This is a genomic window from Endozoicomonas sp. ALD040 (assembly GCF_049275945.1).
Classification (GTDB): Bacteria; Pseudomonadota; Gammaproteobacteria; order Pseudomonadales; family Endozoicomonadaceae; genus Endozoicomonas_A.
Map to the genome: position 1 here is coordinate 6,721,000 of NZ_CP184829.1, position 21,841 is coordinate 6,742,840.

The following is a 21,841-nucleotide window of genomic DNA, read 5'->3' on the forward strand; positions in this document are numbered from 1 at the left end:
TTTAAGCTACCTTTCCGTCCTGAATTATATCGTCCAGTTTTTCACCCAGCTCTGTTGTCAGTCTCACAGCCAAAGCACCGATATCTCCGGCCCCCTGGGTCAAAACCAGGTCATTGTCTTCAACAACACCTTGCAAAACAGTACTAACTTCATCAGGACTGGAGATAAAGATAGGCTCCAGCTGGCCTCTTTGACGAATACTTCGACAGAGGCTTCGTGTATCTGCACCCGGAATCGGCTCTTCTCCTGCCGGATAGACTTCCATCAAAAGTAAGACATCCACCTGGGACAGCACCTCAACGAAATCTTCGTAAAGATCCCGGGTTCTCGAATAGCGGTGTGGCTGATAAACCATAACCAGCCGCCTGTCTGGCCATCCAGCGCGGATAGCCTTGATCGTTGCCGCCACCTCTGTCGGGTGGTGCCCATAATCATCAACGAGCATCATCTGGGCAGACTCAGTCTGAAAGTACCCCTGCACCTGGAATCGTCTGCCAACACCCTGGAACTGCCTGAGTCCTTCACAGATCACTTCATCAGGCATTCCTTCATCCGATGCAACTATAAAAGTGGCAAGTGCATTGAGAACATTGTGACGACCTGGAATATTCAGCTCAACTTTTACCTTTTTATTGCCTTTAGATTTCCGCTCCAGCTCAAAAGAGGTCTTCATACCCTTTTGCTGAATATTAACAGCCCGGAAATCGGCCCCCTCACTTTCACCATAAGTAATAACTTGTCGTTTAATTAATGGTAACAGTTCTTTTACCACAGGGCAGTCTGTACAGACCACAGCCAGACCATAAAATGGCAGGTTGTGAAGAAAACTCACAAAGGTTTTCTTTAACTTGTCAAAGCTTCCTTCATAGGTAGCCATATGATCTGCATCAATGTTGGTGACAATAGAAACCATCGGTTGCAGATGCAGGAAAGATGCATCTGACTCATCCGCTTCTGCCACGAGGTAGCGACTGCCTCCCAGCTTGGCATTGGTACCGGCTGAATTCAGACGACCGCCAATCACAAAAGTAGGATCCAGACCACCATAACCCAACACCGAGGCCAACAGACTGGTCGTGGTAGTCTTGCCGTGGGTGCCTGCCACTGCGATACCATGACGGTAGCGCATCAGTTCCGCCAGCATCTCAGCTCTGGGGACTACGGGTACACGCAGCTCTCTTGCCGTAACCACTTCCGGATTCTCCGAAGCGACTGCTGTAGAAGTGACCACTACATCCGCCCCCTCAACATTCGCAGCTTTATGACCAATAAAGACTTTAATTCCCTGATCTTCCAAACGTTGGGTTACCGGTGAGCGTTGAATATCTGATCCAGAGATCTGATACCCCTGGTTCTTAAGCACTTCTGCGATGCCGCACATGCCCGAACCACCTATGCCAACAAAATGAATATTTTTTATACGACGCATTTCAGGTATAGGAGCCACAGGAAAAATAGGCTTATTAGCGGGCATGAGCCACCTCCAGACAATGATCAACTACTTCCACAGCCGCCATAGGCCTGGCGACACTGCCTGCAGCCCTGGCCATAGTCACCAGCTGCTCAGGATTGCCCACAAAATTCTCTAACATATTGATCAGACAGGTTTCGCTCAGTTCTTTCTGCTGCACCATCATGGCGGCCCCCTGATTAACCAGGTACTGACCATTGACCGTTTGATGATCATCAACAGCATGGGGATAAGGCACCAGCAGGGCCGCTCTTCGGGCCATCGCCAGCTCTGAAACGGTGAGGGCTCCAGAGCGACAAATCACCAGATCAGCCCACTCATAGGCACCAGCCATATCATCGATAAAGGGTTCTACGCGCCCCTCCACACCCAAAGCACGATAAGACTCACGGGTAGCATCGAGATTATTTCTGCCAGTTTGATGCCAAACCTCGAAGCGACCTTTAAACCGGGTGAGTACTTTTGGAACCAGCTCGTTGATGGCTACAGCGCCACTACTGCCACCAACCACCAACAGCCTTAGAGCCCTGCCATTCAGTTGGGAAGGTAAATCCGGATTTGCAATATCGGCTCTCACCGGATTACCGGTCAGAATAAATTTGCCAGAGCCACTCTCTGGACCAAAAGCACCGGGAAAAGCCAACAATACTTTGCGGGCAACTCTTGATAAAACCTTGTTCGTGAAGCCTGCAATCGCATTCTGCTCGTGAACCACCAGGGGAACACCCGACAAACGTGCGGCCACCCCACCCGGTCCTGTTGCAAAGCCACCCATTCCCAGAACACACACAGGCTTGCAGCTTCGAATCACTTTCAAGGCACGAAACAGTGAAACAGCGAGCTTCCAGGGCGCTTTTAGTAAAAAGCTCAAGCCTTTACCTCTCAATCCGGTGACCGGGATAAAGCTGATTTCAAATCCGTGGCGCGGCACCAGTTCAGCTTCCATACTGTTGGCCGTACCCAACCAGTGAATAGTGTAGCCACGCCTCTCAAGTTCTCTGGCAGTGGCCAGCGCCGGGAAAATATGCCCACCGGTACCACCCGCCATTATTAAAACAGTAGGTTTGTCAGTAGTACTCATGACACTCCCCTGCTTTTATTATCTGTTGTGACATTAAACTGCCGTCGTTCATAATCAATCCGCAGCAACAATCCAAAAGCCAGGCAGTTTATCAACAGGCTACTACCCCCATAACTGATCAGAGGCAACGCCAAACCTTTTGTGGGCAGCAACCCGGTATTTACAGCAATATTGATCAACGCCTGACTGCTATACAACAAGCCGATTCCATAGGCAACGTAGCCATGAAACAGTAGTTTTTTTGCTTCTGCCCGGTAACCGATTTGCAGCGCTCTCCAGGAAATAAACAGAATCAGAGTCAGGACAGAGACTGCTCCAAGGACACCAAACTCTTCAGCCAGAACGGCAAAGACAAAATCTGTATGAGCTTCCGGTAAATAGAACAGCTTTTGCAGACTATTACCCAATCCCTCACCAAACCATTCACCTCGCCCAAAAGCAATCAGGGACTGAGTCAACTGATAGCCACTACCAAAAGCATTGGCCCAGGGGTCCATATAAGAAGCCAGGCGTGCCATGCGATAAGGTTCAAAAACAATCAGGGCGGCAATAGACCCAACCAGCACCAGGAACAGAATAACGAATTGCCAGAGTCTGGCGCCTGCCAGAAAAATCATTCCCATGGAAGCGCCCATCAACACCACAAGCGCTCCAAGGTCTGGCTCCATCAGCAACAGTAGAGATGAGACAAAAAGAATAGTCATAGGCTTGAAAAAGCCTGTCCATCTGGTTCTGACTTCCTCCAACCGACGCACCAGGTAGGCCGCAAGGTAAACGACAATCATCAATTTGGCCGCTTCTGATGCCTGCAGATTGAAAAAGCCCAGAGGAATCCAGCGAACACTGCCATTGACCTCCCGACCCACAACCAACACAGCCAGCAGCAGCCCCAGACCACCAAAAAGTGAAAGCCAGCTGTATTTCTCAATAGTTGTCACCGGAACCATCAAAATGACACCCATCAGCGACAGTCCGACGAAAACAAAAAAAGCCTGCTTGATGAGGATATAAAACGGATTGGAATAAAGACTGCCCGCCACTTCCATAGAAGCGGAACTGACCATAATCAAACCAATCACAAGAAGTCCCAGCACAGCACCCAGCAGCGGCAGATCAAGAACACTGCCACGGCGGCCTGTAAAAGGCGATCTTATTTCGCTGAGAAACTTCTGGTGTAGAGTCATGCAAGACGCTCCCTGACCAGAGTCATAAAGCTATCGCCACGCTGCTCGAAACTTTCGAACATATCAAAACTGGCACAAGCGGGAGCCAGCAGGACAGCATCACCGCTTTCACTGACCTCGAAGGCACGATCTATTGCAGCAGCAAGACCCTCAGCATATTGAACCGGGATAACGCCATTGACGGCTTTATCGATATCAGGTGCGTCACGCCCTATCAGCACAAGCTCACGACCAAACTTTTGTAATGGCTGTTTCAGCTGATTAAAATCTGCCCCCTTGCCGTCCCCACCGGCAATGAGAACAATTTTTCCGGTCAGGGTCTCACCCAGACCTTCAATGGCCGCAACCGATGCACCGACATTGGTGGCTTTGGAATCATTAATCCAGACCACACCGTTTTTTTCCGCTACCCATTGGCATCGATGAGAAAGACCTGTGAAGCGGCTCAGAGTCTTCAGCATGGGTGTCATCGGGATACCCACTGACTCACCCAGGGCCAGGGCAGCCAGTGCATTCAATTGATTGTGACGACCCGGCAACTTCATGACCGCTGTATTGATGAGTCTTTCGACACCTTTACAAAGCCACATACCTTCTTCATCCCCGATCAGGCCATAGTCGTGTAAATCAGGCTTGCCGGAAGTAAACGCTGTTGCGGGAGTAGCCTGGGGAAGAAGAGGCACAGTCAGAGCATCCTGCTTGTTGTATACCGCATGTATACAACCACGGTATATACGCTGCTTTGCCTTATGGTAGTCCATCATGGTCTCATAACGATCCATATGATCAGGACTGATATTCAGTACCGTCGCGGCGGCTGCACGTAAAGAATGAGTGGTTTCCAGCTGGAAGCTGGACAATTCCAGGATATAGAGATCGACATTTTCTTTCTCAAGAAGCTCAAGAGCTGGAGTACCAATATTGCCACCCACAGCAACACCCAAACCGGCCTCTTGAGCCATCTCTCCCAGCAGAGTTGTGACCGTGCTCTTGCCGTTAGAGCCAGTTATGGCAACGACAGGTTTATTCACCTCGCGACAGAACAGCTCAATATCACCAACGGCTTCAACACCTCTACTTACAGCCTCAGCAATCTCAGGAGTAGCCAGAGCAATACCGGGACTGAGAATCAACTCATCGGCTCCATTCAGCCACTGAGTGTTCAATCCACCCAGATGGACAGGAACATTCGGAAAAGCAGTTTTGAGTTCGTCTATACCTGGCGGGTTATTCCGGGTATCCATCACTTTAAATGGGCGTTGTCTTTCAGCAAGATATCGCACACAGGACATTCCGGTCTTGCCGAGTCCTACGACTACCCTTGTACGATTTGAGCTTATCAGTGCTGACACGCGGATTTTTTTCCCGAGCAAAGTGTGTTAACGAATCTTCAGTGACGCAAGACCAATCAGGACCAGAATCAGGGTAATAATCCAGAAGCGGACAATCACCCGGGGCTCAGGCCAACCCTTCAATTCAAAATGATGGTGCAGTGGAGCCATACGGAATATTCTGCGCCCGGTGAGCTTGAACGAAGCCACCTGGAGAATCACCGATACCGTCTCCATCACAAAAACCCCCCCCATAATGACCAGCACAATTTCCTGACGCACAATGACCGCCAGTACACCTAATGCTGCTCCGAGAGCCAAAGCACCTACATCCCCCATAAAAACCTGTGCGGGATAGGTATTAAACCAGAGAAACGCCAGACCCGCGCCACCGATAGCGGCACAAAAAACCACCAACTCTCCCGAGCCAGGCACAAAAGGAATGAGCAGGTACTGGGCAAAATTCACATGACCGCTGGCATAAGCAAAAACTGCCAGTGCAGAAGCCACCAGAACGGTAGGCATGATCGCCAGACCATCCAGACCATCTGTCAGATTCACAGCATTACTGCAACCGACAATGGTCAGGTAAGCCAGTACAATAAAAAAGGGCCCAAGATCAATGACGATATTTTTGAAGAAAGGTACAATCAGACTGGTCTCTACCGGTGAATTAGCCGTAGCGTAAAGGAAGACAGCTGCTCCCAATCCAGCGACCGACTGCCAGAAAAACTTCCAGCGCGCTGGCAGGCCCCTTGAATTTTTTTCCACCACCTTACGGTAGTCGTCCACCCAGCCAACAATTCCGAATACCGCTGTTACCAGTAAAACTACCCAGATATAGCGATTGCTCAGATTGGCCCATAGTAGCGTACTGACTGCAATACAAACCAGAATCAATGCCCCACCCATAGTCGGGGTTCCAGCCTTGCTGAGGTGAGATTGTGGACCATCATCACGCACTGCCTGACCAATCTGGTGGTAGCTCAGCCGACGAATCATATAGGGCCCGAGACAGAGCCCCATTCCCAATGCAGTAAGCACACCCAGAATAGCTCTGAGTGTGAGGTATTTAAAAACGGCAAAGCCGTGATAGTATTGCGTTAGAAATTCCGCAAGCCAGAGCAGCATCAGCAGCGCTCTCCCTTAAATTCTGATCCCACCAGGGATCTGACTACATCCAACATTTTCATTCCATTCGATCCCTTGACGAGAACCGTGATGGGACAATCCGCCTGTTGCTCTCTGAACGCCTGTATCCGACTTTTTACCCAGTTCGAGAGAGCCTCTTTATCATTTAAATGTTTTGCCTTCATGCCTCGTTGAGCCCCGCGAAGTTCACGACTGAATGCATCAACAGAGGCGACAGTCGCCTCACCATAGGCAGCAAAACAATCAATATGCCGGGTAGCAGCATACTCACCTACATCAACATGCCGGGCTTCACTCACCTCACCAAGATCCAGCATGTCTCCCAGTACCATGATGGTTTTACCCTCGCAGTCTGCCAGCTGGTCGATGGCAGCGAGAGTGGCAATCGGACTGGCGTTATAACTTTCGTCGATGACCAGAAGGCCCTCCGACAGGGGGTAACGAGTCCCTCTTTGTTGATAAGGCCGGGCATTTTCCAGTCCACTGACAATAATGTCCAGCCCTAGTCCGACGGCAGACGCTGCTGCGGCCACACAACAGGCATTCTGAACCTGATGTTTTCCCCAGAAAGACAAATTGACGATCGACTGTTTTTCAACCCCTTCCCTTACAATATGCAGCCTGAAGCTCATACCTTCAGACGTTGAAGACACCTCTGAGGCAAACACATCGGCTTCTCGCTTATTCAGACTGAAGGACAACACTTTTCGATCAGGCTGTCTCAAAGCCCTCTGTTTCCAGCGTTGAAAGCTGGGATCATCTAAATTCAGTACGGCAATACCATTTTTTTTGAGACCGTCGAGAATAAAACCCTTCTCATGAATAACGCCCTCAAGCGTTAACAAATCTTTGAGATGGTTCTCTGAGGCATTGGTAATGATGGCAACATCCGGTTCGGTCAGGCGAGTGATGTAATCAATCTCTCCAGGGGAACTGGTTCCTAACTCAATCACTGCATGCTGCTGATCTGCTTCCAGCCTGAACAGGGTCAGAGGCACACCATAAGCGTTATTTAAATTCCCCCGGGTTGCCAGAACCTTACCAACCTGCTCGAAGACAGAGGCCAGCATCTCTTTGACCGATGTCTTGCCACAGGTTCCTGTTACTGCCACGACAGGGCCATGAAAACACTCACGATTAAACTGCCCCAGTCGTCCCAGTGCCTGATCAGTGTCCTGGACCTGAATCTGGGGAATTCCCAGACCTGGAACTGGCACCTGAACCACGACCGCCGCAGCGCCTGCAACCTCAGCCTGATCCGCATAGGCATGACCATCAAACCGAGGGCCCTTGATGGCGACAAAAAGATTACCTTGCTCGAGGGTTCTGGTATCAATGCTTATACCGGTTATAGTGGTATCAGCACCAGAATCCCCCCTCAGAAGAATGCCCTGAAGCTCATGGGTTATTTCAGAAAGGGTAAATGGACGAATCATATTACCCTCTCACTGGCTGAACACGTTGATGGCTGCCAGAGATTCAAGGCTTTTGCAGCTTCTTCACTGTCATCAAAGTGATGCCTGACGCCGTTAACCTCCTGATAATCCTCGTGTCCTTTGCCTGCGATAACAACAATATCGCCGACAGCAGCCTTGTTGACAGCCTGTCGAATAGCCTCTGCGCGATTGATGACAGATGTCACTGGCCTACCTGCCAGATCTACTCCCGTCAGTGTATCTCTGATTATTTCTTCAGGATCTTCACTTCTGGGATTATCACTGGTCACGACCACTTCATCTGCACCCTCGATAGCAGCTCGGGCCATAAGCGGCCTCTTACCCCGATCACGATCACCACCGCAACCAAAGACACAAATTAATTTTGCAGCGCCGTGCTCTCTCAACGCTTTCAGGACACTCACCAGGGCATCCGGAGTATGAGCATAATCCACCACAACCACCGGTTTCTGATCACCACCCAACCTTTGCATTCTCCCCGGCACCGTGCTCAGTTGAGGCACTTTTTCAAGCACTCGCTCCAGGGAATAGCCCTGACAGCATACCGCCCCGATAACAGCCAAAAGATTTTCGAGACTGAAACGACCCAGCTGAGACGTCCTCAACTGCCCTTTACCCCAGGGCGTATCAAGATCAGCCTTGACTCCACCTGCATCCAGGCGGATATTTCGAGCCTTAATATCCGCCAGATCAGAGGCCGTAGAGAAAGTAAAAACTTCAGTATCACCGGAACAACTGGACAGCATCAGTTCGCTGTAGTCATCATCCCGATTAATCACCGCTTTTTTGACACGACCGTTGGCAAAAAGCAGAGCCTTGGCTTTTGCATAAGCGTCCATCGTTTTGTGATAATCAAGATGATCACGACTGATATTTGTAAAAACGCCTACTTCAAACGCTAATTGATCTGCGCGCCCCTGATGCAGCCCATGAGAAGAAACCTCCATGGCCATGGAAGACACATCTCTGCTCACCAGTTCAGCCATAAAGCCCTGTGTCGATACAGGGTCTGAAGTAGTATTCAGACAGGGTTCCAGCTCAGTTGGAAGACCTTTACCCAGGGTTCCCATCACCGCACAAGGCTCACCCAGAAGAGAGAGTAGCTGCGCTGCATACCAACAGGTTGAGGTTTTGCCATTGGTTCCTGTCACGCCAATCAGCTTCAGCTTTGTGGACGGCTGTCGATAGAATCGATCGGCAAGAAAGCTAATGTGCGTTTTTAAGTTTTCGATAAAAATAACAGGTTTACCGACCAGAAATTCAGTCTCAGAAAATGACTCCCCACTTGAATCAACCAGCACTGCAGAGGCGCCCGCCTCCAAGGCCGCACCAATAAACGCCCGACCGTCAGAACTCAGCCCTGGCACAGCCAGAAACAGCTCACCCCCGATCAGCTTGCGGCTGTCGAGGGTCAGTCCTGTGAGGGTCTTGTCTTCATCCAGTGGAGGATGATTCAGCTCCGCCAGCACTTCATTTAAAGACGTCATTTGACACGAGGTCATGTTCCATCCTGTTTCATTTTCATAACTCCGGTCTGCTCCAGACCGGGTCTTTTAGCTGTCAGTACCTTTTCTTCACTGGGTCTGACACCCAGCATCCGCAAAGCCTGACCATTGACCCTGGAAAACACCGGACCGGCTATGACGCCACCGTAGTAATCCTGACCAGCCGGGTCATCAATAATGACAACAGTAGCAATGCGAGGATTTCCCACAGGAGCCACACCGGCAAAGAGACCCACGTAACGATCTTCAAGGTAGCCACTGCCACCCACTTTTTTAACCGTTCCCGTTTTGCCACCCACATTGTAGGACTTGACGGCACCGCGCCAACCAGTCCCTCCTTTACCCACCACTTTGCCAAGCATTTCCATAACATCGTGTGCTACATCTTCATCCATAACCCGAACACCATCAGGTGCCACATCACGCTTGATCAGTGATGCTGGCCTGAGTAAGCCACCAGACCCCAGCACAGAATAGGCTTGCGCCAGCTGTAATGGCGTGACTGTCAAGCCATAACCAAAGGACAGGGTAGCCACTTCAATGTCGCTCCAGCGATCCTTGTAAGGGAGAAACCCAGCCCTCTCTCCGGGAAAACCCGTTCCCGGGCTCTGCCCGATACCCACGCGGCGCAGCAGATCTACAACCTTATCGACACCGATATCCAGTGCCATCTTGCTCACGCCGATATTGCTGGACTTTTTCAAAACAGTTTCGACATCAATGGTTCCAAACCCCCTGACATCCTTAACCGCATTTTGTCCAACACGCATGTAGCCAACGCCGGTTTTAATCCGGGTATAGCGATCATACTTGCCGGTCTCCATGGCTGCCGCGACAGTAAAAGGCTTGAGAGTAGAGCCCGGCTCCACCAGGTCAGTCATCACCCGGTTTCTCATTCGGTAAGGCTGAAGCCCGGTACGATTATTCGGGTTGTAGGACGGCTGATTGACCATAGCCAGAATCTCTCCGGTCTGGACATCCATCATCACCAGCGAGCCCGCTGTGGCTTTGGCCTTTTCTACAGCACTTTTCAGCTCACGATAAGCCATATACTGGAGCCTGGAATCAATACTGAGCATCAATTCCTTACCGGGTTGGGCGCTTTTCACGAGTTCGGCCTCTCTGGCAAGGCGACCCCGGCGATCTTTCAGCAGCCTGCGAGTTCCCTCGGAGCCGGTTAACCAATGATCATATCCCAGCTCCAGCCCTTCCTGACCTTTATCATCAATACCGGTAATGCCCACCAGATGCGACGTCACTTCACCCATAGGGTAGTAACGTCGCTGTTCGTCAAGAATATGCACGCCGGGCACTTTCAGAGCTTCGACTTTCTCACTCTGCTCCGGTGTCATCTGACGTTTAAGATAGATAAATTCCTTTGCTGCGTTGCTTGTTACCTTTTTTGCCAGCCAGCTTTCATCAACCTTGAGCGCAAATGCCAGCTTATGCCAGTGCTCTGGTGCCTTGATCAAGTCCTGAGGGTCAGCCCATACGGTCATCACAGGGGCACTTACCGCCAAAATCTTACCGTTTCGATCAAATATGACGCCCCGATGAGCCGGTATGGACTCATGGCGAACAGCGCGTTTATCACCTTCGCTCTGAAGAAAATGACGATTTAAAACCTGAAGATCTACGAGACGATAACCAATCACCAGGCCAGCCATTATAAACAAGATCTGCAAAAGCTTTACTCGCCAGCGGTAAGGCAGAGCCTTTTCCTCGCCAGCCTGTTTTTTCCTGCTGGCACTGGCCGGTCTTGCTGCAGTCTTCACGGCATCACCATTTTTATACTTCCAGCATCAGGCACTTCCATGTTCAATTCATCCCTTGCAATTCTTTCCACTCGCCCCGGACTGGTCAGGGAACTGTGCTCCAGAAGCAACTTCCCCCATTCAACCTGGGCTTTGTTTCTCTGCTCAAACGCCTGTTGAAGTTCATTGTGAAGCAGTCTGTTTTCATGCTTGACAAAGCTCACAGCCACCCCTGACACAAGAACACAGGCCAGCAACATCACACTGACTAAACCAGATTTGCGAAACAAAGCCTGCAGCGGTTGTCTGTCCATTTTTACAGCCTTGTCAGATTAGCTTCTCAGCAATTCGCATGACGGCACTCCTCGCTCTTGGATTAGCTTTGACCTCTTGCTCGCCGGGCTTGATCGCTTTACCGACGGGCCGCATTCGTTTGTTAAGCTGATCTTCCGTCACCGGAATCCAGCGCGGCAACTCATCGCCTCTGGACTGTTTTCTGATAAACCTTTTGGCAATCCTGTCTTCCAGTGAGTGAAAACTGATAACCACCAGACGCCCACCTGGTTTGAGCTCTTCCAATGCAGCATCCAGACAATCCACCAGATCATCCAGTTCGCGATTGATATGGATGCGGATGGCCTGAAAAGCACGGGTAGCCGGATGCTTGTTCTTCTCTCTGGAAGGACTGGCAGAAGCAATAATTCCTGCCAGACGTTTCGTGGTCGTAATAGGCTCTCCTTCCCTTTCCCTGACGATAGCCCGGGCAATTCTGCGCGAAAAACGATCTTCGCCGAGTTCCCAGATCACCTTGCTGATTTCTTGCTCTTGCGCACGATTAATCCAGTCAGCTGCACTTTCTCCCTGCGTGGTATTCATCCGCATATCCAACGGACCATCCTGCATGAAGCTGAAACCTCGCTCGGCGTTGTCCAACTGCGGCGAAGAAACCCCCAGATCAAGCAGAACACCTTCTACTTTCTGACCATCAAGGGCCTCTTCCAAATCAGCAAAAGAGCCATGATAAATGGAAAAACGGCTATCCGTTTCAGCCAGCTCCCGGGCTGCAGCGATCGCTCTCGGGTCCTTGTCGATGCCTACCAACCTGCCTCTGTCAGACAGCTTTTCCAGGACTGCACGACTGTGACCGCCACGACCAAATGTCCCGTCGACATAGAGCCCGTCAGGATCTGTAACCAAAGCTTCAACCGCTTCTTCTAGCAGCACAGTAATATGCTGATCTGATTGCTCTTGCAATGTCATCTATCTTGTCCGGACAAATACCCATCAGAGGGACAAAGACTGGAGCTCAGCCGGCACTTCAGCGGACCCACTGGCTTCGTGAAGATAATCATCTCGTCTCTGGTTCCAGCAGGCTTCATCCCACAGTTCAAATTTTTTGCCTTGTCCCAGCAAAATGCAGCGCTTATCCATACCCGCATAATCCCTGAGCAAGGGAGGCACTAAAACTCGTCCACTGCCATCCATATCAATGTCGGTAGCGTGACCAATAAGAAGTCTTTGTATTCGGCGTGTCATCGGATGAAAACTGGGCAGGGCTTCAATCTTTGCCTGAATAGCCTCCCACTCATCCTGTGGATAAATCAGGAGACAGGGCTCATCGGTATCAATGGTCGCCACCAGACTGCCCTCACAACGATCTTTCAACACCTGCCGATAACGGGTAGGTATTGCAAGACGCCCTTTGGCATCGAGGTTGATGGCATTAACCCCACGAAACAAACCGCTTCCCTCTAGTCAATTCAGCCAGAATGGCAGGCCACAGTCCGAAGAGAAAACGTGTTAACCGACATCCCTTTTCTCCACGTAATGCACACTTAACTCCACATTTATCCACTTTACTCCACTGAAGCACACTATAGAAACCTGAAAAACCCACGTCAAGGTCAGAATCTGTCTTATGGGTCAAATAATTGACTCCTCCAGAGACCTCACACACAGTGCCCTGCATTAAAAAAGTGCATAAAAATGAGCAGCTTGAAGAGGAGAGCTGTTTAAGCCCATGAAGCAGGAAAAGCGCCCGAAAAAAATTGTAAAAATTTCAGACAATTGACGATTTTGATACCCAAAGCACCAACGATCTGCTGACCGGTCAGTGACACCTGAAAAAGCCGTTTCCGGTTAGATTCGGGTAATGGATAGCGGAAGAAAAAGTAAATCTCGAGTTGGCCTGTAAGCCGGGTTCTGTCCAACCTGAAGACAGGTCTGGGCAATCATTCATCTGGGATGCCTGTCACCAGACACCTCAAGCAACCTACCCGAATCCAGTGCGGGTCACACCTTCAGGATTCCTATTTGGTCTTGCTCCAGGCGGGGTTTACCATGCCGTGAACTGTTACCAGTCACGCGGTGCGCTCTTACCACACCCTTTCACCCTTACCGGTCACCGCATGGTGACTTAGGCGGTCTGCTCTCTGCTGCACTTTCCGTAGGCTCTCGCCCCCCAGGCGTTACCTGGCGCCGTACCCTTTGGAGCCCGGACTTTCCTCCACCAGATACTGAAACAGTAACTGACAGCGACTGCCCGGCCAACTCGAGGCGGCGAATACTACCGAATGATTCCCCTCACTGCAATTCGTTCATTTCACAAACTTATTATCTGAATCAATTACAACTTATTTCATTGCGAGTGACAGCTCATAGAGCTGCTTCTTGCGATACCCGGAAACATCAGCAATCACGGCAGCGGCTTTTTTAGCGGGCAACTCCTGCAGCAGCCGTTGCAGTAATTTAGCGGTTTCAGGATCAACAGCCTCTTGCTTCTGCTCCTCAGCCCCCTCTACCAAAACCACAAACTCGCCACGACACTGATTGGAGTCTTCCTGCAGTATTTTCTCCAACGCTTCTACCTTGCCCGCCAGCACCGTCTCAAATGTTTTGGTCAACTCCCTGGCCAACACAACGTACCGGTCTCCACCCAACACTTCCCGAAAATCAGCAAGGCTATCCAGAATTCGGTGAGTAGATTCGTACACAGCCCATGTATTGGTCATCGCACCCAGCGCTTCGAGCCTTTTCTTCCTACCAGAGGATTTGGCCGGTAGAAAGCCTTCAAAGTAGAACCTGTCTGTTGGCAAACCACTGACCGAGAGAGCCGCCACAAGCGCACAGGCACCTGGCACAGGCACCACTTTAATACCCTGCTCCCTGACCATTCGCACCAATACAAAACCCGGGTCTGAAATCAGGGGCGTTCCGGCATCACTGATTAATGCCACAGAATCACCCTGCTGCAATCGAGCCAGCAACACCTCTACCTGATGCCGTTCATTATGCTCATGACAGGGAATCATGGGGGTATCGATCCCGAAGTGATTGAGTAACTTGCGACTGTGTCGGGTATCTTCCGCCGCAATCACTGACACCTGCTTCAGCACCTCAATGGCTCTTGGTGTCATATCATCGAGATTACCAATGGGGGTCGAAACAACAAAAAGTGCACTTTCAGACATATCCTGCCAGCCAGTTTATCCAGTATGAAGGTCGTTCATAGCAAGGGAAGTATTAAGAATCAAACGACCATGAGTTTACTCTTATCATATCGTCGTTGACAGAATCCTTAGCTAACTGATTTCTCAAACCACGTCCATCAGGCTGACGCAATGACCCTGTTGAGGTAGAATAGGGAGATCAAAAACAGTTCGGTCGTTGACTCCGATTTTATGAGCCAGAACCTTTCCAAACGCATTCTCATCAATACACTGCTGATCAGCGCAGTGCTTACGGGGTGCTCATTACAGCCCAGCAAAGTTGCTGAACTGCCTGCACCCACCCACGAACTGGCCCCGGAAGGAGCAGACCAACTGCTGGAACGAGCCGAACGCAGCTCATTTCCGGAGAGCGCAAGACTCAAAATCAAGGCCGCCGGGCAATTGATCAACAACCAGATGGGCAGAGCAAAAACCATTCTGGACAGCCTGAATTATGAAGAGCTACCCGAGACTCTGAAAGCAGAAGTGGCCGTGGCAAGAGCCCGCATTGCTGAGCAGGCAGGGCAGAACCGGGAAATATTTGTCTGGCTGGATCGAGCTGTCGTCATTAACAGCAGCAATACCGGGCTTCTGGATCAAAGCCATATCCTCAAAGCACGCGCGTATAACCGCTTCGGGGAGTACGTTGCAGCGCTGGATGAATGGAGCATGCTGTCCAACATAAGTGAACTCGACCAACAACCCAAAAGCCGCAACGCCTTCTGGGAAACCCTGCTTAACGCACCTGAAGAGCGCCTGATCAGCCTGGACAGTCAGACTAACAACAAAACCATGAAAGGCTGGCTGCAACTTGCCCTGATTTACCGCCCGGGCAAATCCGTGAGCGAGCAACTGGCCGACTTGAGCCACTGGCGAACTCGCTGGCCTGGCCACCCTGCAACAACCTACCTGCCGAAAGACATCAGTGCGCTTCAGACAGCCAACACTCAGCAGCCCGACAAAATTGCTCTTCTTCTTCCTGTCAGCGGCCCACTGGCCTCTGCAGGCAGAGCCATTCGCGACGGCTTTCTCGCTGCTTATCACCAGAATCTTGCTGATGAGACCCTACCCGAAGTGAGCATATTGGACACTCACGGCAAGAACGTTGTCGAGCTGGCTAACCAAGCCAAAAATGAAGGTGCCAAACTGATCATCGGTCCTTTGGATAAAACTAACGTCGGCCTGTTAAAAGAAAATACGCCCGACAACCTTACAATTCTTGCACTGAACAACCTCGAAGACAGCAGGAGCAACCCCGGACAAAAGAACAGCTTCTTCGAGTACGGTCTATCCATCGAAGATGAAGGCAGAGCTGTGGCCCGTCGCGGCGTTCTGGATGGACACCATCGTGTACTGATACTTCGCCCGGAGACTTCATGGGGTGACAGAGCCACCAACAGCTTTGTGTCCGAATGGACAAAACTCGGTGGCGAGGTGGCCGGTGTTACTAAATTCAACAACAAGACCGAATTCAGCCAACTGGCTGGTCAGGCGCTGCTGGTTGACGAAAGCCAGAAACGTGCCAAAGAGTTGAGCAGAGTTCTGAGAGAGCCACTGGGCTTTACTCCCCGCAGAAGACACGATATTGACATGATCTACATGCCTTCCCACCCCAAGGAAGCTCGCCAGCTCAAGCCTGCCCTCTCTTACCAGTTCGCTGGCAAGCTGCCTGTTTATGCCACTTCCAGCGCATACTCCGGTAGAGTCGACCCTGGCAGAGATCAGGATCTGAACAACCTCAGAATCCCTGTAATGACCTGGTACCTGCCTGGCCAGAAAAGCAGTCTCGAGTCCAATATAAAAGCCACCTGGAGCAGCTCAAAAGGCCAGTATGGCAGTCTTTACGCCATGGGAGCTGACGCTTTTAAGTTGTATCCCCGCCTGCAACAACTTGCCAGTCTGCCAGGCAGTCGTCTGGAAGGACTGACAGGCATGCTTAGCATTAACAACAAACACCATGTGGTGAGGGAGCTTTCCTGGCAAATCTTCCGGGATGGTCGACTGAGAGCACTGCCTGTTTCGATTCAAAGGAAAGCTGATGTTCTGGCAATTAAAGCTTCTCAATAATAAGGGGCTTTGCGCAGAAAACCGGGCTTTGGAATACCTCAAAGCCCGGGGCATGAAGCTGGTCAATAGAAACTATGCCTGCAAAGCAGGAGAGATAGATCTGATCATGCTCGAAAAAGAAACACTGGTTTTTGTAGAAGTCCGATTCAGATCACAGTCACAATTTGGTTCAGCTGCCGAGTCCATTACCTACCGCAAGCAAAATAAAATCAGAAAAGCAGCCAATCACTTTCTCGCCCTGCACTCGAACCACCAGCACAGGCTTTGCCGCTTCGATGCACTTTTGCTCAAAAATGCATCCATCCATGATGACGCAAACTCCGAAAAGCCTATAGAATGGATCAAAGGTATTTTTTAAACCTGTATGCAACCTGACAACTGATAAAATGCGTAAACATCACTCGCTCTTAACTTCCCCAATGGATGATGGTATTTAAAAGGGGTAATGAAAAAAAAATCACGGTAAACTAACTGATCTATTAAGTACCTGGCTAGCCATGAACTCATGAGGCTTTCACGGTTTTCTAATGCCCATAGCGAAAGAAAATGCCAGTTGCGAAACGCACGGCGTCGAACTATTCGGGATTTTGAGACATGCATGAGCGCATTACACAACATTTTTCAGACAGCATTGACGCCAAAATTCGTGCCGCTGACTGTTTGCCTCCCCTGATCGCCCAGGCATCCGAGCTTATGGTGCAAACCCTTCTTAACGAAGGAAAAATCCTGGCCTGCGGAAACGGCGGCTCCGCAGGAGATGCCCAGCATTTTGTTTCCGCGCTGCTCAATCGTTATGAACGAGAAAGACCTTCATTACCAGCCATGTCTCTGTGCGCCGACAATTTGATATTAAGCTCAATCGCTAATGACACCAGCTTTCACGAAGTTTTCTCAAAACAAATCAGGGCACTGGGGCAACAAGGCGACATTCTTTTAGCGATCTCGACATCGGGCAATTGTCCCAATATCGTTCAAGCTATTCAGGCCGCTCATGATCGCGATATCCAGGTCATTGCCCTGACGGGTAAAAGCGGTGGCGATATGGCGAGATTACTGCATCCGGAAGATATTGAAATCCGGGTTCCGGATAATAGCTCTCCACGTATTCGGGAAGTTCATAAACTGGTCGTTCATTGCCTGTGTGACCTGGTCGATGAGTTCCTGTTTTCCGGAGAGTAAGTCTCGATGAAAGACTATTTTGACTATAAGACTGACTACGTTTAATTCATCCCCCACCAGGAGGTAACAAGGTGAAGCGTTTAAACGCTCTGATTTTAACTAGCTCACTCTTTCTGCTGGGGGGCTGTGCGACCATTGTCGGCAGCGTCAATGAAGACCCCATCCGAACAGACCCCACTGAACGCTCATGGGGCAACTTGATAGACGACCAGACCATCGAAACCATAGCCGCCGTTAACATTAATAAAGCCGATGAACGGTTTAAAGACAGCCGGATTAAAATCGTCAGCTTCAATGGCACCGTGCTTTTAATCGGACAGGTATCCAGTAATGAACTTAAGCGCCTTGCAGAAGAAACCGCCGGGAATGTGAAAGAAGTTGACAAGGTCTACAACGAACTCACTCTGGGCAGTAATGCCAGCCTGCTTGAACAGAGCAATGACTCCTGGCTGACCACCAAGGTGAAAGCGAACCTGATCCAGAGTGAAGAAGTTTCTGCAGACCGCATCAAGATCAATACAGAAAAAGGCACTGTCTACCTGATGGGACTGACTACTCCCAGACAGGCACAGGCAGCAGTGGATATTGCCAGAAACACTGGCGGTGTTCAGAAAATAGTCAAAGTCTTTGAATATATTCAGTAATCGAATGAGGGGAAAGCCTTGCGCCTTGCTCCCTCTTCCTTTATTTCTTCCCAGTGACATCTTCAGCGCAATAGGGAGTTAGAAAGTTCAATTGGTATAAAGCCCCTGATAAACGCTCATCCTTATTTCCCGAGAGTATGATGAATCAGATCAAAACCAACCAGGTCATCGTTATTGATTGCGGCAGTAACACAACTCCCGAGATAAAAAAGACCCTTTCCAGTCTGGGTACAGCTTCCAAAACTATTGCTTTGAAAAGCGCCAATCAATTCAATTTCAAACAGGCAACAGCCGTCATTATTTCCGGCGGTCCATTCCTGTTTACTGACAGCCCTGAGAAAACAGAGGCGTTAATGCAACAATTTGAATTCCTTCGGGAACCTCTCCCACCCACCCTCGGTATATGCCTTGGTCATCAGGCAATCGCCCTGATACATGGTGGCCAAGTCTTCAGGGGACAGGAAAGACGAGATCAAGACAGCATCATTATTCTTGAAAAGCATGGCCTTTTTGAAGACCTTCCAGCACTCCCTCTCTTTAAAGAGGATCATTGCGAGGGCATTCAGGCAGGAGCGAACACAAGGATCCTGGCAGAGTCGGAGTTTTACGACGTAGAAGCGATCAGCATCAATGACCGCCCGATACTTGGCGTACAGTTTCACCCTGAAGTGTCCGGCGATAACGGCAAGCAGCTTTTTTTAAACTTTATGAGATGGGCGTCCAAGCAGAATAAAGGCTAGTGAGTTCAACCAAGAGACTACTGCAGAGTTCCGAAAAAGAATCCATAAGATTCATACGAGGAGCGTCTTTCGTCGTAATTGAACGACTATCTTTGGTAACAGGGCTTGATCGTCCGATCAGGAGAACGATGATAGCCAGAATGAGAAGCAGACTGCTGCGCTTCATAAAACACTCCTGTATAACCATGACCATAGCTTAGAAAAGGATTTCAGACCTGCAACCAAAAATCCGGGATTTCTCAGCCTATCAAGCGCACATTTTCAGACGAGAGAATAACCACCGAAGAGGAGGGGGAAGAGCGCAATGAACGCACTCTGAATGAAACTCACATACCGTTCCGGAAAGTCTTGTGATCAATAACACCGCTTTCACGCACACCTTTCAACGCAAGTGCATACTCTTTCAGGACAACAAGACTGTAATCCATACGCTCTTGCATTTGGCGATCAGCTTCTGCATCTTCACCCGTCATAACAGAAGCCACATTTCGTACAATAAGGTGATCTGGAATGTAGCAGAGACGACAATTTTTATAGCTGCTTGAGCGCAACTCCATAACGGGATAAGAACCGCCCTGCTCAGCAGACACAGCTGTGATCAGGCCTGGCTTATGTCCTAACTGCTGCGCCCCGAAGATCAGGAAAAAGTTTTTCAGACCTGAAGGAACCATGCCATTCCACTCCGGCGACACCACTATAATCGCATCACTGTCGTTTAATCTGGCTTTCCAGGGAGCCAAAAGGGACTTCCACTCTTTATTGCCAGAAAAGATGGACTCATCCCACAATGGCAGAGGATTTTCTGCCAGATCAAGAATATCTACCTGATCAAACAGCGCCAGTGCCTGTGCACGCAGTTTGAGCACATGACTGATACGAGCACTCTGGGATTCCTTACGGTGGCTTCCGCTAATAATAGCCAGGTTCATCAACACCTCTTCTAATACCAATCGAACTTTCTAACTCCCTGTTGGGCTGAAGATTTGAGCCTTAATCCTGCGTTGGCGACGTCGCCATAGCTAAGGCTATGACGCCTCACGCTCATCACGGGAGTTAGAAAGCACGACTGGTATAACTATTCCGATTACCAAACACCGGGAAATAATAACCAGAACACCCTGCTAAAGCGAAGCCAGCCTGGTCAGAAAAACCAAACCAAAAAATAAACCGCAGAGTTTTAAGCCCCGACTTACTTAACAACTTTCAGATTCGGCTTGCCAGGCTTACGGGGAGTTTTTTCGGACCGCTCTTCTTTTTCAACGGAGGCTTCCTGAGACTCCGGACCCGACACAGCCTCCAGCTCAAAATGAGGAGACACATGCTCTTCCGACTCGGCAACAGGCTCAACTTCAAATACCATACCCTGACCGTTCTCACGGGCATAGATGGCCATCAACGATTCAACAGGAACCACTATGGTCAATGCCTCACCACCAAAGCGACCATCAAAGGTAATAACATCATTTCCCATATGCATGGCACGCACTGCTGCCGGGGAAATATTGAGGACTATTTGATTATCCTTAACATACTCTCTGGGCACCTCTACCCCTTTACGGGCAGTATCCACCAGAATGTATGGGGTGCAGTCATTTTCAAGAATCCAGTCGTAGATTGCTCTGGCAATATAAGGGCGACTGCTGGTCATTGTCATAATATGTCTCCATCCAGACTAACTCCCGACAACTGTCTGACCCAGGAGCCATCAATAGCCACTATAGAAGAAGTCACCTGACCCTCTCCGTGGATAAGGGTTTCGAAAAGCAGCAAGCAAAGCAGGTCACTTTTTAACACCGTATCGGCGAAGTGCACCATTTTTGCGACAGCCCCTGAAACAGAGAAAACACTTCTAATCTGCCAAGAGCATCGGCTGCCTGGAACAATCGTCTGACAGTCAAAGATTCGAAGATACTCTCAGCTCATGGCTGCTTGGCCAGATTATTTAGCCCTGGCAGCCAGACTGCCAGGGTCTAGTTCAAATCAAAGAGTTTCACGCATCTCTTTTTCAATTTCAGACAGGCTTTCTTTGAAGGATTCGCGCTCGAACAAACGTTCAGCATAATCCAGGATCGCCTGCCCCTGCTTGGGCAGTTCAATGCCCATCGCGGGAAGCCTCCAGAGAATTGGGGCTACACAGCAGTCCACCAGGGTGAACTCATCACTCATAAAGAATGGCTTTTCAGCAAAAATAGGCGCTACGGACAACAGGCTTTCACGAAGCTCTTTACGAGCACGGGCCGCAGGCGTCTCTTTGGTTTTTGGATCCGTAATAGCATCTACCAGGCTGCACCAATCTTTCTGGATGCGGTGCATCATCAGACGGCTCTGGGCACGGCTGACCGGATAAACCGGCAACAGTGGTGGATGAGGAAAACGCTCATCCAGATACTCCATCATGACGCTCGGCTCATAAAGCACCAGCTCACGATCAACCAGAGTTGGAAGACTATTATACGGGTTGAGATCAGACAGTTCCTGAGGCAGATTTTCAGGGTTCACATCCTGAATATCTACCGCGACCCCTTTTTCGGCCAGAACAATACGAACCCTGTGACAGTAGTGGTCAGATGGATCCGAGAAAAAAATCATGGATGACTTTTTGGCAACTACAGCCATGAAGTACCCCCGCCTCATGCAAAGGAAAAGAGCTCCCGAGCGAGCCAGCTTACTCATTCGATCCCATAATTCGGATGAGCAGCGCTGACTTGACGGGCCGACACAAGAAAATAACGGGTTATCTTAGCAAACTTTACGCCCTGCGGAATAGGCACCACGGAAACTTTCGTAA

The 21,841-nt window shown here is 50.0% G+C and carries 20 protein-coding genes and 1 other RNA gene; 5 read left to right on the top strand and 16 right to left on the bottom strand.

All coding sequences use genetic code 11. The features are described from left to right. Position 1: 1 nt before the first annotated feature. From murC to rsmI, 13 genes are all read right to left on the bottom strand, one after another. Positions 2 to 1,474 (bottom strand): UDP-N-acetylmuramate--L-alanine ligase, encoded by a 1,473-nt coding sequence (gene murC / locus ACOJUN_RS24860; RefSeq protein ID WP_422134517.1) that lies wholly within the window; start codon positions 1,472 to 1,474, stop codon positions 2 to 4. Continuing rightward, entirely contained in the window at positions 1,464 to 2,552 is a 1,089-nt protein-coding gene (gene murG / locus ACOJUN_RS24865) for an undecaprenyldiphospho-muramoylpentapeptide beta-N-acetylglucosaminyltransferase (RefSeq protein WP_422134518.1), read from the bottom strand. Before murG ends, murC begins: the two co-directional genes overlap by 11 nt. Further along, the gene (gene ftsW, locus ACOJUN_RS24870; protein ID WP_422134519.1) at positions 2,549 to 3,736 is read right to left on the bottom strand and encodes a putative lipid II flippase FtsW; all 1,188 of its coding nucleotides are present in this window, start codon (positions 3,734 to 3,736) and stop codon (positions 2,549 to 2,551) included. Before ftsW ends, murG begins: the two co-directional genes overlap by 4 nt. After that, on the bottom strand, positions 3,733 to 5,088 hold the full coding sequence (gene murD / locus ACOJUN_RS24875) for a UDP-N-acetylmuramoyl-L-alanine--D-glutamate ligase (protein WP_422134520.1): 1,356 nt from the start codon (positions 5,086 to 5,088) through the stop codon (positions 3,733 to 3,735). The genes ftsW and murD overlap by 4 nt, the downstream gene beginning before the upstream one ends. Positions 5,089 to 5,115: 27 nt before the next feature. Further along, the gene (mraY, locus tag ACOJUN_RS24880) at positions 5,116 to 6,198 is read right to left on the bottom strand and encodes a phospho-N-acetylmuramoyl-pentapeptide-transferase (RefSeq protein ID WP_422134521.1); all 1,083 of its coding nucleotides are present in this window, start codon (positions 6,196 to 6,198) and stop codon (positions 5,116 to 5,118) included. Beyond that, positions 6,198 to 7,655, bottom strand: a complete 1,458-nt coding sequence (locus ACOJUN_RS24885; RefSeq protein ID WP_422134522.1) for a UDP-N-acetylmuramoyl-tripeptide--D-alanyl-D-alanine ligase — start codon at positions 7,653 to 7,655, stop codon at positions 6,198 to 6,200. The genes mraY and ACOJUN_RS24885 overlap by 1 nt, the downstream gene beginning before the upstream one ends. After that, the gene (locus tag ACOJUN_RS24890; RefSeq protein ID WP_422134523.1) at positions 7,652 to 9,163 is read right to left on the bottom strand and encodes a UDP-N-acetylmuramoyl-L-alanyl-D-glutamate--2,6-diaminopimelate ligase; all 1,512 of its coding nucleotides are present in this window, start codon (positions 9,161 to 9,163) and stop codon (positions 7,652 to 7,654) included. Before ACOJUN_RS24890 ends, ACOJUN_RS24885 begins: the two co-directional genes overlap by 4 nt. A gap of 11 nt (positions 9,164 to 9,174) precedes the next feature. Further along, on the bottom strand, positions 9,175 to 10,956 hold the full coding sequence (locus tag ACOJUN_RS24895; protein WP_422134524.1) for a peptidoglycan D,D-transpeptidase FtsI family protein: 1,782 nt from the start codon (positions 10,954 to 10,956) through the stop codon (positions 9,175 to 9,177). After that, the gene (gene ftsL / locus ACOJUN_RS24900; RefSeq protein ID WP_422134525.1) at positions 10,953 to 11,249 is read right to left on the bottom strand and encodes a cell division protein FtsL; all 297 of its coding nucleotides are present in this window, start codon (positions 11,247 to 11,249) and stop codon (positions 10,953 to 10,955) included. The genes ACOJUN_RS24895 and ftsL overlap by 4 nt, the downstream gene beginning before the upstream one ends. A 13-nt stretch (positions 11,250 to 11,262) precedes the next feature. Then, positions 11,263 to 12,195, bottom strand: a complete 933-nt coding sequence (gene rsmH, locus ACOJUN_RS24905) for a 16S rRNA (cytosine(1402)-N(4))-methyltransferase RsmH (protein WP_422134526.1) — start codon at positions 12,193 to 12,195, stop codon at positions 11,263 to 11,265. Between the two features lie 24 nt (positions 12,196 to 12,219). Further along, positions 12,220 to 12,675 (bottom strand): division/cell wall cluster transcriptional repressor MraZ, encoded by a 456-nt coding sequence (gene mraZ / locus ACOJUN_RS24910; protein WP_422134527.1) that lies wholly within the window; start codon positions 12,673 to 12,675, stop codon positions 12,220 to 12,222. A 435-nt stretch (positions 12,676 to 13,110) separates the two neighbouring features. Then, positions 13,111 to 13,489, bottom strand: an RNA gene (gene rnpB / locus ACOJUN_RS24915) — RNase P RNA component class A. Between the two features lie 79 nt (positions 13,490 to 13,568). Beyond that, complete coding sequence (gene rsmI, locus ACOJUN_RS24920; RefSeq protein WP_422134528.1) at positions 13,569 to 14,405, bottom strand: 16S rRNA (cytidine(1402)-2'-O)-methyltransferase; 837 nt, start codon at positions 14,403 to 14,405, stop codon at positions 13,569 to 13,571. A 210-nt stretch (positions 14,406 to 14,615) separates the two neighbouring features. Between rsmI and ACOJUN_RS24925 the strand changes: the two genes are divergently transcribed. The 5 genes from ACOJUN_RS24925 to ACOJUN_RS24945 all read left to right on the top strand — a co-directional run bounded on the left by ACOJUN_RS24925 (position 14,616) and on the right by ACOJUN_RS24945 (position 19,053). Next, a complete protein-coding gene (locus ACOJUN_RS24925; RefSeq protein WP_422134529.1) occupies positions 14,616 to 16,490 on the top strand; it encodes a penicillin-binding protein activator in 1,875 nt (624 codons plus the stop codon). Beyond that, a complete protein-coding gene (locus ACOJUN_RS24930) occupies positions 16,462 to 16,848 on the top strand; it encodes a YraN family protein (RefSeq protein WP_422134530.1) in 387 nt (128 codons plus the stop codon). The genes ACOJUN_RS24925 and ACOJUN_RS24930 overlap by 29 nt, the downstream gene beginning before the upstream one ends. Before the next feature lie 236 nt (positions 16,849 to 17,084). Beyond that, positions 17,085 to 17,669 (top strand): phosphoheptose isomerase, encoded by a 585-nt coding sequence (locus ACOJUN_RS24935; protein ID WP_422134531.1) that lies wholly within the window; start codon positions 17,085 to 17,087, stop codon positions 17,667 to 17,669. Between the two features lie 71 nt (positions 17,670 to 17,740). Then, positions 17,741 to 18,313, top strand: a complete 573-nt coding sequence (locus tag ACOJUN_RS24940) for a BON domain-containing protein (protein ID WP_422134532.1) — start codon at positions 17,741 to 17,743, stop codon at positions 18,311 to 18,313. 137 nt (positions 18,314 to 18,450) lie between these two features. Beyond that, entirely contained in the window at positions 18,451 to 19,053 is a 603-nt protein-coding gene (locus ACOJUN_RS24945; protein WP_422134533.1) for a glutamine amidotransferase-related protein, read from the top strand. Positions 19,054 to 19,379: 326 nt separating this feature from the next. Here ACOJUN_RS24945 and ACOJUN_RS24950 read toward each other — a convergent pair whose 3' ends face one another. The 3 genes from ACOJUN_RS24950 to ACOJUN_RS24960 form a co-directional block, all read right to left on the bottom strand. Beyond that, positions 19,380 to 19,982 (bottom strand): NADPH-dependent FMN reductase, encoded by a 603-nt coding sequence (locus ACOJUN_RS24950; protein WP_422134534.1) that lies wholly within the window; start codon positions 19,980 to 19,982, stop codon positions 19,380 to 19,382. A gap of 260 nt (positions 19,983 to 20,242) precedes the next feature. Further along, positions 20,243 to 20,707: a ClpXP protease specificity-enhancing factor gene (locus tag ACOJUN_RS24955; RefSeq protein ID WP_422134535.1), complete on the bottom strand. Its 465-nt coding sequence runs from the start codon at positions 20,705 to 20,707 to the stop codon at positions 20,243 to 20,245. 326 nt (positions 20,708 to 21,033) lie between these two features. Beyond that, a complete protein-coding gene (locus tag ACOJUN_RS24960) occupies positions 21,034 to 21,669 on the bottom strand; it encodes a glutathione S-transferase N-terminal domain-containing protein (RefSeq protein ID WP_422134536.1) in 636 nt (211 codons plus the stop codon). Positions 21,670 to 21,841 lie beyond the last annotated feature (172 nt).

Bases quoted from the DNA above. Each gene is read 5' to 3' on its own strand.
- murC (WP_422134517.1), bottom strand. From the start codon at position 1,474: ATGCCCGCTAATAAGCCTATTTTTCCTGTGGCTCCTATACCTGAAATG.
- murG (WP_422134518.1), bottom strand. From the start codon at position 2,552: ATGAGTACTACTGACAAACCTACTGTTTTAATAATGGCGGGTGGTACC.
- ftsW (WP_422134519.1), bottom strand. From the start codon at position 3,736: ATGACTCTACACCAGAAGTTTCTCAGCGAAATAAGATCGCCTTTTACA.
- mraY (WP_422134521.1), bottom strand. From the start codon at position 6,198: ATGCTGCTCTGGCTTGCGGAATTTCTAACGCAATACTATCACGGCTTT.
- ACOJUN_RS24885 (WP_422134522.1), bottom strand. From the start codon at position 7,655: ATGATTCGTCCATTTACCCTTTCTGAAATAACCCATGAGCTTCAGGGC.
- ACOJUN_RS24890 (WP_422134523.1), bottom strand. From the start codon at position 9,163: ATGACGTCTTTAAATGAAGTGCTGGCGGAGCTGAATCATCCTCCACTG.
- ftsL (WP_422134525.1), bottom strand. From the start codon at position 11,249: ATGGACAGACAACCGCTGCAGGCTTTGTTTCGCAAATCTGGTTTAGTC.
- rsmH (WP_422134526.1), bottom strand. From the start codon at position 12,195: ATGACATTGCAAGAGCAATCAGATCAGCATATTACTGTGCTGCTAGAA.
- rsmI (WP_422134528.1), bottom strand. From the start codon at position 14,405: ATGTCTGAAAGTGCACTTTTTGTTGTTTCGACCCCCATTGGTAATCTC.
- ACOJUN_RS24925 (WP_422134529.1), top strand. From the start codon at position 14,616: ATGAGCCAGAACCTTTCCAAACGCATTCTCATCAATACACTGCTGATC.
- ACOJUN_RS24930 (WP_422134530.1), top strand. From the start codon at position 16,462: ATGTTCTGGCAATTAAAGCTTCTCAATAATAAGGGGCTTTGCGCAGAA.
- ACOJUN_RS24935 (WP_422134531.1), top strand. From the start codon at position 17,085: ATGCATGAGCGCATTACACAACATTTTTCAGACAGCATTGACGCCAAA.
- ACOJUN_RS24945 (WP_422134533.1), top strand. From the start codon at position 18,451: ATGATGAATCAGATCAAAACCAACCAGGTCATCGTTATTGATTGCGGC.
- ACOJUN_RS24950 (WP_422134534.1), bottom strand. From the start codon at position 19,982: ATGAACCTGGCTATTATTAGCGGAAGCCACCGTAAGGAATCCCAGAGT.
- ACOJUN_RS24955 (WP_422134535.1), bottom strand. From the start codon at position 20,707: ATGACAATGACCAGCAGTCGCCCTTATATTGCCAGAGCAATCTACGAC.
- ACOJUN_RS24960 (WP_422134536.1), bottom strand. From the start codon at position 21,669: ATGGCTGTAGTTGCCAAAAAGTCATCCATGATTTTTTTCTCGGATCCA.